9 protein-coding genes are annotated in these 7,050 nt (G+C 67.6%); 2 read left to right on the top strand and 7 right to left on the bottom strand.

Going from position 1 to position 7,050, the window contains the following annotated elements:
* The 6 genes from VFG33_RS30700 to VFG33_RS30675 all read right to left on the bottom strand — a co-directional run.
* Positions 1-930: efflux ABC transporter ATPase subunit, DrrA-related (locus VFG33_RS30700; protein ID WP_325056483.1), on the bottom strand; the 930-nt coding region annotated here is incomplete at its 3' end.
* Between the two features lie 145 nt (positions 931-1,075).
* A complete protein-coding gene (locus VFG33_RS30695) occupies positions 1,076-1,774 on the bottom strand; it encodes a PadR family transcriptional regulator (protein WP_325056482.1) in 699 nt (232 codons plus the stop codon).
* A gap of 60 nt (positions 1,775-1,834) precedes the next feature.
* Positions 1,835-2,494 (bottom strand): hypothetical protein, encoded by a 660-nt coding sequence (locus VFG33_RS30690; RefSeq protein ID WP_325056481.1) that lies wholly within the window; start codon positions 2,492-2,494, stop codon positions 1,835-1,837.
* Positions 2,491-3,039 carry a SigE family RNA polymerase sigma factor gene (locus VFG33_RS30685; protein ID WP_325056480.1) on the bottom strand — a complete coding sequence of 183 codons (549 nt, stop codon included), beginning with the start codon at positions 3,037-3,039 and terminating at the stop codon, positions 2,491-2,493. Before VFG33_RS30685 ends, VFG33_RS30690 begins: the two co-directional genes overlap by 4 nt.
* A gap of 102 nt (positions 3,040-3,141) precedes the next feature.
* Entirely contained in the window at positions 3,142-4,227 is a 1,086-nt protein-coding gene (locus VFG33_RS30680; protein ID WP_325056479.1) for an adenosine deaminase, read from the bottom strand.
* Between the two features lie 141 nt (positions 4,228-4,368).
* Positions 4,369-4,830, bottom strand: a complete 462-nt coding sequence (locus tag VFG33_RS30675) for a nitroreductase family deazaflavin-dependent oxidoreductase (RefSeq protein WP_325056478.1) — start codon at positions 4,828-4,830, stop codon at positions 4,369-4,371.
* Positions 4,831-4,952: 122 nt separating this feature from the next.
* Here VFG33_RS30675 and VFG33_RS30670 point away from each other — a divergent pair, with 122 nt between their 5' ends.
* Positions 4,953-5,651 carry a TetR/AcrR family transcriptional regulator gene (locus VFG33_RS30670; RefSeq protein WP_325056477.1) on the top strand — a complete coding sequence of 233 codons (699 nt, stop codon included), beginning with the start codon at positions 4,953-4,955 and terminating at the stop codon, positions 5,649-5,651.
* Here the strand turns inward: VFG33_RS30670 and aat are convergent.
* Positions 5,644-6,309, bottom strand: coding sequence for a leucyl/phenylalanyl-tRNA--protein transferase (gene aat / locus VFG33_RS30665; protein WP_325056476.1), 666 nt, complete (start codon positions 6,307-6,309; stop codon positions 5,644-5,646). The genes VFG33_RS30670 and aat overlap by 8 nt on opposite strands.
* A 143-nt stretch (positions 6,310-6,452) precedes the next feature.
* Between aat and VFG33_RS30660 the strand changes: the two genes are divergently transcribed.
* Positions 6,453-7,050, top strand: a 598-nt coding sequence (locus VFG33_RS30660) for an EcsC family protein (RefSeq protein WP_325056475.1), incomplete at its 3' end; no start/stop codon positions are given.

Raw genomic sequence — 7,050 nt, 5'->3', positions numbered from 1 at the left:
GACATCGTCGAGCGACGGCCGGGACACAGTCACCGCCGCGACCGGGATCGCCTTGTCCTCAAGGGCTCCGAGCACAGCCGGAACCGCGGTAGCACCGCGATCCACCCGAGCTCGCAGCGTGTTGCCCTCAGCAATGATTTCGCCGATGCCGGGCCGTTGGGCCAGCAGCGCGCGCACTTGGCCGTCAGTGTCGGGATCGACCAGTTCGACGTGCACGGAGTCGCCGCGGAGTTCGGCCTTCAGCGCCTCGGGGGTGCCTTCGGCAACGATCTTGCCGTGGTCGACGATCGCCAGCTGGTCGGCAAGCCGGTCTGCTTCCTCCAGATAGTGCGTGGTGAGCAGGACGGTCAGACCTTCGTCGCCGGAGAGGCGCTCGACCTCGGTCCAGAGATCGGTGCGCGCCTCCGGGTCGAGGCCGGTGGTCGGTTCGTCCAGGAACAGCACCCGCGGCCGGTGGACCAGGCCGAGAGCCACATCCAGCCGCCGCTGCATACCACCGGAGTAGGTCCGCACCTGGCGACCACCCGCCTCTGTCAGGTCGAAGCGCTCCAGCAGTTCGGCGGCCCGGCGTACGGCATCTTGTCTCGAGAGGCCGTAGATCCGGCCGCTCAGCAACAGGTTCTCGATGCCGGTCGCCATCGGATCGGCACTGGGTTTCTGCGGCACGTAGCCGATCACCCGGCGGACCGCGTCCGGGTCCTTGATCACGTCGAACCCGGCGACCCGCGCAGTACCGGAATCCGCCCGGGACAAGGTGGTCAGGATCTTCACGGTGGTGGACTTGCCGGCGCCGTTGGGGCCGAGCAGGCCCAGTACGACGCCTTCCGGAACGTTGAAGGTGAGGCCGTCGAGGGCCCGGAGCGGGGGCTTCTTCCGCGCTCCGCGGTAGGTCTTGACCAGCTCGACGGCTTCCAGGGCATGACTAACCATGGTGAGTGACTCCTTGTGGGTGATGAGGAGTCGGTCGGCGGCCTGGCTATCCTGATGGTTGCGCCTTGGGTGCCAGGTCCTAGGACCGACTCGAGGAACTGCGGCCCTTGACCTCGGCGTTGCCGCGCCTCGGTCAGGGGCCGTCCTACTTCGTCGGATCAGGTGGGAACTGCTGCATCCAGCTGAACTCCTCCCCGAAGTACTTGACCGGATCGTTGAAGAGCTCGGCCGGGTGTATCCCCAGTTGCGCGACAATCTCGTAGCCCTTGCGCCAGAAGTCGCTGCCCTCGAGCTCGCCGCTCTGGATCTCCGCGACCAGCCGCCGGACGAACGCGACCTCGGTGCGGAGCAGTTCGAGCCGGAACTCCGACTCGACCCAGAAGATGCGGGGGAAGTTCGCCGCCGCCATTGATTCGTGGGTGGCGACCACCTGCTCGATCTCGGCGTCGAGCACCTGCGCGCGCTGCTCGAGCAGGTCGATCACCCGGTCCGGTGGGAAGCCGGGCAGGTAGGCGAGGCCGGCTTCCAGTTGGCTGAAGTCCTTCTCGGGAGTTCCGAGCAGCTCGCTCAGCCAGTCGGTGAACTCCTCGAGGCCGGCCTCCGTGATCGCGTAGACGGTCCGCTCCGGGCGGTTCCCCTCCCGGACGGTCTCGACCGCCTTGATGAATTCCTGCTTCTCGAGCGCCGTGACCACCGAGTACAGCGAGCCGTAGTTGAGCTTGATGCTCTGGTCCTTGCCGCGGCTCTTCAGCATCGAGGAGATCTCGTACGGGTGCATCGGCCGCTCCGACAGACTCCCAAGCACGGCGAACGCCAACGGGTTGGCCACCTTGCGCTTGACCACGGCCGACCCTCCTCGATCTCGGTTACTCGAGATCGAGTATTCGGGTTCGGCTACCCGATGTCAAGTAAGGCAGTGCTGCTTGGGGCACTGCTCTTCGCTGTCCGAGTAACGGCCGATCTCGACCGTGATCCCGCCCGCCAGCGCGTACGCCGTGGGGTCTGGGCGAGCGCCGGCGTCGACAGTAAGAGTCGACTGGTTGCCAACAGGCCAGCCGGTCGGCACCTTCACCCTGATCAAGGCGGCCGTCGGTCCACACGGCGTCTTCTCCACCAGCGGCGACTGGGGCTTCTCCGATGGCGCTGGGCTGACCGTGAAGGTCACCAGCGAGACCGCGGCCAGGCAGGAGAACCGCAGCCAGAGCGAGTCGCCCGCTGTGAGTACGCCCAACTCGGTCGCCGCGGGCGCGGATTGACGCCCGGCCATGGTCACGGTCACTGGGTTCGCCCTCAGGTACTGATCCGAGGCCCGGTCGGGGAACGTGACAGTGCCGTCGATCTCCCCGGTGGCGATCGGGACCGACGGCGCCGGTTGGCCGGTGAGACGGCCCGAGCCGAGCAGTCCGGCCGACCCGATCAGCACCGCCAGTGCGCAGACCGTCGCAGTCGCCCGGCGCCGGCTGATCGATCTCGCCCGGCTCTCGATGCCGGCCAGTGGCGCGTCCGCCACTGTCACGGAGGCGGCAGCCTGACGCATCCGCTCCCGGAGTTCCTCGGGGTTCATGGCCGCCTCTCCTCGCCCGCCAGCGCCGGATCGATCCGCAGTTTCGCCAGCGCCCGGCTGGTCTGACTCTTCACGGTGCCGACCGAACAGCCCATCGTGGTGGCGGTCTCGGCCTCGGACAGATCCTCCAGGTACCTCAGCACCACCACGGCACACATCTTGCGCGGAAGCCGGGCGAGGGCCTCCATCAGGACCGCGTTCTCATGCAGTACGCCGAACCCGCCGTCGGCGGAATCCGCCGGTACGGCGTCGGTCGGGACTTCTCTCTTACCACGTTTCAGCCGCCACCAGGAGCGATGGCTGTTCACCAGCGCCCGGCGGACGTACACATGCGGATCGTCGGCCGTGATCTTGTCCCAGGAGAGCCAGCACCGCGCGAGTGTCGTCTGCAACAGATCCTCGGCGAGGCCGCGGTCCTGCGTCAGCAGGTACGACATCCGCAACAGCGCCGGATAACGCGCGGCAACGTACGCGCTGAACTCCGCGGCACAGTCGGCATCGCGCTCCGCCGGCCTTGCCACCCACACCCCAGGGTCCCCAGACACCTCCGCCTGCATATAGAGAAGACACCGGAAGCGGGGACTTTGGTTGCACGTGAGCCCGACGAGTTTGCCGGCGGTCGGGCCACGGCGGTTGGGCGACGTGGGTCAGCGGGGGGCGAGCGCCTCGGCGTACCAGGGCTTGATCACGGTGTCGATCAGGGCGAGGCGTTCGTCGAAGGGCAGGAACGCGGACTTCATCGCGTTGATGGCGAACCAGCGGAAGTCGGGCAGGCCGTAGTCGAAGGCTTCGGCGAGGAGGGCCAGTTCGCGGCTCATCGACGTACCGCTCATCAGCCGGTTGTCGGTGTTCACCGTGACCCGGAAGCGGAGTTTCGTGAGCAGGCCGATCGGGTGCTCCGCGATCGAGTCGGCGGCGCCGGTCTGCAGGTTTGAACTCGGGCACATCTCGAGCGGGATCCGTCGGTCCCGCACGTACGCCGCGAGTCGCCCGAGCTCGACTTTTCCGTCGAGTCCCGCGGACGGGTCGTAGGAGATGTCGTCGATGATCCGCACCCCGTGGCCGAGGCGGTCCGCGCCGCACCACTGGATCGCCTGCCAGATGGACGGCAGTCCGAACGCCTCGCCGGCGTGGATGGTGAAGTGGGCGTTCTCGCGCTGCAGGTACTCGAACGCGTCGAGGTGCCGGGTGGGCGGATAACCGGCCTCGGCGCCGGCGATGTCGAATCCGACCACTCCCGCGTCGCGATAGGCGACGGCGAGCTCGGCGATCTCCATCGACCGGGCCTGGTGCCGCATCGCCGTAAGCAACTGCCGCGCCACGATCGGCTGCTCGGCCAGGGCCATGCCCTCCGCGAACCCCTCACCGACCGCATCGACAACCTGCTCGAGCGAGAGGCCCTTGGTCAGGTGCTGCTCGGGCGCGTAACGGATCTCGGCGTACACGACCCCGTCCGCAGCCAGATCCTGCACGCACTCGCTGGCGACCCGCTTGATCGCCTCAGCGTTCTGCATCACCGCAACGGTGTGGTCGAAAGTCTCGAGGTACCGCTCGAGCGATCCGGAGTCAGCCGACTCGACAAACCACTGCCCAAGCTCCGCGGCATCGGACCGCGGCAACTTGTGCCCGATCTCCCCGGCCAGCTCCAACACCGTCTCAGGCCGCAAACCACCATCCAAATGGTCATGCAACAGAACCTTCGGCGCCGCCTTCAACTCCGCAGAACTGATCATCCCGCCATCCTGCCACCTACCCATTTGTGCAACGCACCGCTGCACAAATCTGCAAGCGCCGCTTGCAGAAACTCCCCGGGACCCGAATCGTGCAAGTGCCGCTTGCACAATCGCCGTACGTCAGCGGGGCGTGCGGAGTGCTCAGAGGTTATGGATCTTGAAGACGGGGAAGCCGGGGGCTACGCGGAGGAGGGTTTCGGTGGGGGAGTCCTTCTTGACGTCGTCGCCGAAGAAGGCGCCGACTTCCCAGGCCCACTTCACCAGGTAGGCGCGGAGGATGTCGGGCTTGTCGGCGTCGGGGATTTCCTCGGCCCGGAAGGTCTCGATGCGGCGGCCCACCTGCAGCCGGCCTTCGGGGGTGGCGCGGAGGTTGCGGACCCATTGGGTGTGACCGCGAGGGGCGATCAGATAGCGCTGGCCGTCGACGGTCAGGGGGTTCACCGGGATGCTGCGCCACTCGCCGGACTTGCGACCGCGGACCGAGAGGATCCGGCTGCCCATGACGCTGATGCCGAGTTTGGTCAGGCCCGCGACCAGCTTGTTGAACATCAGCATGCTGCGGCGACCTGAGACGATCACGCGCTTGTCGTTGTACTCCTGCATGGCGGTTGCCTCCTGATTTGCGAGAGCGGTGCTCTCTGTTGTGATCAGTGAACAGCCCGCCTTGGCGCTTGTCAAGAGCAGTGCTCTCGATTTAGTGCACCGATCATGGCAGACTGCGGACCATGAACGCCGGACGTACCGCACGCGACAGAGCCCGCACCGAGCTGACGCGCGAGATCAAGGACTCCGCCCGCCGCCACCTCGCCACCGAGGGAGCCGAGCGCCTCTCGCTCCGGGCTGTCTCCCGCGAGCTCGGGATGGTGTCGTCGGCGCTGTACCGGTACTTCCCCAGCCGCGACGACCTCCTCACCGCCCTGATCATCGACGCGTACGACGCTCTCGGTGCCGAGGCGGAAGCCGCGGCGAAGGCCCACGAGGATCCACGTGAGGCCTGGCTGGCGGCGTGCCGTGCTGTCAGGACCTGGGCGATCAAGCATCAGCACGAGTACGCGCTGATCTACGGCACACCCGTTGCCGGCTACAAGGCGCCACAGACCACAGTGCAACCGGCGGCGCGAGTACCGCTCGTGCTGCTCGGACTACTCGGGAGTGCGCAGGCGCGTGGCGTACTGGTTCCGCCTGGTGATGCACCCGAGCCCGGCGGGTTGCTGGCTGAGCAGACTGCGACGCTGGCGGACCTGGCCCCCGGCGTACCGGCGAAGGTGCTGGTGCGGACGGTGATCGTCTGGACGCAGCTTTTCGGGATGATCAGCTTCGAGTTGTTCGGTCAACTGGTCGGCACGATGGATCCCGCGGACGAGTTCTTCGAGGCCGCATCGGCCCAACTAGCCGACTTCGTCGGGTTGGTTCCCGTCAGCTGAAGGCTTCGGGGAGTGGGAGTTCCAGGGCTCGTTCGATGCGGCGGATGTAGTGCTCGCGGGGGATCGCTACCGCGCCGAGGGTGGCGAGGTGGTTGGTGACCCATTGGATGTCGAGAACCCGGTCGGGTGCGTACTTGTCGCTGAGGAGTTCGACCAGCCCCGCGACGGCCGCCTTCGACCCGTCGGTCTTGCGGTGGAACATCGACTCACCGGCGAACAGCCCGCCGATCGCAACGCCGTACAGGCCGCCCGCGAGCTCGTCGCCGTCCCAGGCCTCGACCGAGTGCACCCAGCCCATCCGGTGCAACCGGGTGTACGACGCGATGATGTCGGCGTCGATCCACGAACCTGGCCGGCGGGGGTCGGCGCAGGCGCGGATCACCTGGTCGAACGCGGTGTTGACCCGGATCTCGAAGCGCTGCCGGGCTCGCCGGAGCGATCGCGACGGGGAGAAGCCCTCGACCTCGATCACGCCGCGGTTCACCGGGGACCACCAGAGCAACGGGCCGTGGCTGTCCGGCATCGGGAACAGTCCCCGCCGGTACGCCGCGAGCACCGTCCCCGGCTCGAGATCTGCCCCGGCCGCGACGACGTCGCTGGCTCCGGCGACCGCGACCGGCGGGAAGTCCCACACGGATGCGGGTGGTTCAACAGGCACCCCACCATCCTGTCGTACGCCTGCGCAAGGACAGGGGACAGGCCGGGGTTTCGCCCGAGTGGCGCTGTCCGGGGCGGCACGTAGAGTTGGTGATGCGCCCGGCCCCGGATCGGGGCAGGGCGTCCGAGTTCTGAAGGAGCACTGTGGCCGGAGTTGCAAAGTTCGTCGCCAGCAGTCTCGCGCCCGCCGCGCAGCGATTGGCTCCACAGGCCGCGGCGGGTGTACTTCGCCAGGTCCTCGAGATCGCGATCGACGGCTACCAGTTGTTCCCCGGCGCCGAGAAGGTGGCCGAGCGGTACCTGCGCAAGAACGGTGAGGACGCCCAGCTCGCGATCGACGCGGTGATCGATCAGCACATCCGGCTGGCCGGGGTGCAGGGATTCGTCACCGGCATCGGCGGTCTGATCACACTCCCGGTCGCGCTGCCCGCGAACCTGACCGGCATCGCGGTGGTGCAGGCGCGGATGGTCGCGGCGATCGCGCATCTGCGCGGGTACGACCTGGGCGATCCACGGGTTCGGACCGCGGTGATCACCTGCCTGCTCGGCGAGGACGGCGTGACCGACCGGCTGAAGAAGTCGAGTCTGCCGACGTCGCCGCTGGCGATCGCGACCGCGCCGGTGTTCGACCCGGAGCTCGACCGGCTGGTGTCCGGTGAGGTGGTGGGTGAACTGATCGCCCGGATCAGCGGCAAGAAGATGGGCCTGATGGTGACCCGGCGGGTGCCGTTGCTCGGTGGTG

It is taken from the genome of Kribbella sp. (genome assembly GCF_035687465.1).
Lineage (GTDB): Bacteria > Actinomycetota > Actinomycetes > Propionibacteriales > Kribbellaceae > Kribbella.
The sequence above is the reverse complement of the archived record's forward strand: the minus strand, read 5'-3'. Positions and strand labels throughout refer to the sequence as shown.

Excerpts from the sequence above, each read along its gene's own strand:
- VFG33_RS30680 (WP_325056479.1), bottom strand. The coding sequence starts at position 4,227 with ATGATCAGTTCTGCGGAGTTGAAGGCGGCGCCGAAGGTTCTGTTGCAT.
- VFG33_RS30675 (WP_325056478.1), bottom strand. The coding sequence starts at position 4,830 with ATGCAGGAGTACAACGACAAGCGCGTGATCGTCTCAGGTCGCCGCAGC.
- VFG33_RS30670 (WP_325056477.1), top strand. The coding sequence starts at position 4,953 with ATGAACGCCGGACGTACCGCACGCGACAGAGCCCGCACCGAGCTGACG.
- VFG33_RS30690 (WP_325056481.1), bottom strand. The coding sequence starts at position 2,494 with ATGAACCCCGAGGAACTCCGGGAGCGGATGCGTCAGGCTGCCGCCTCC.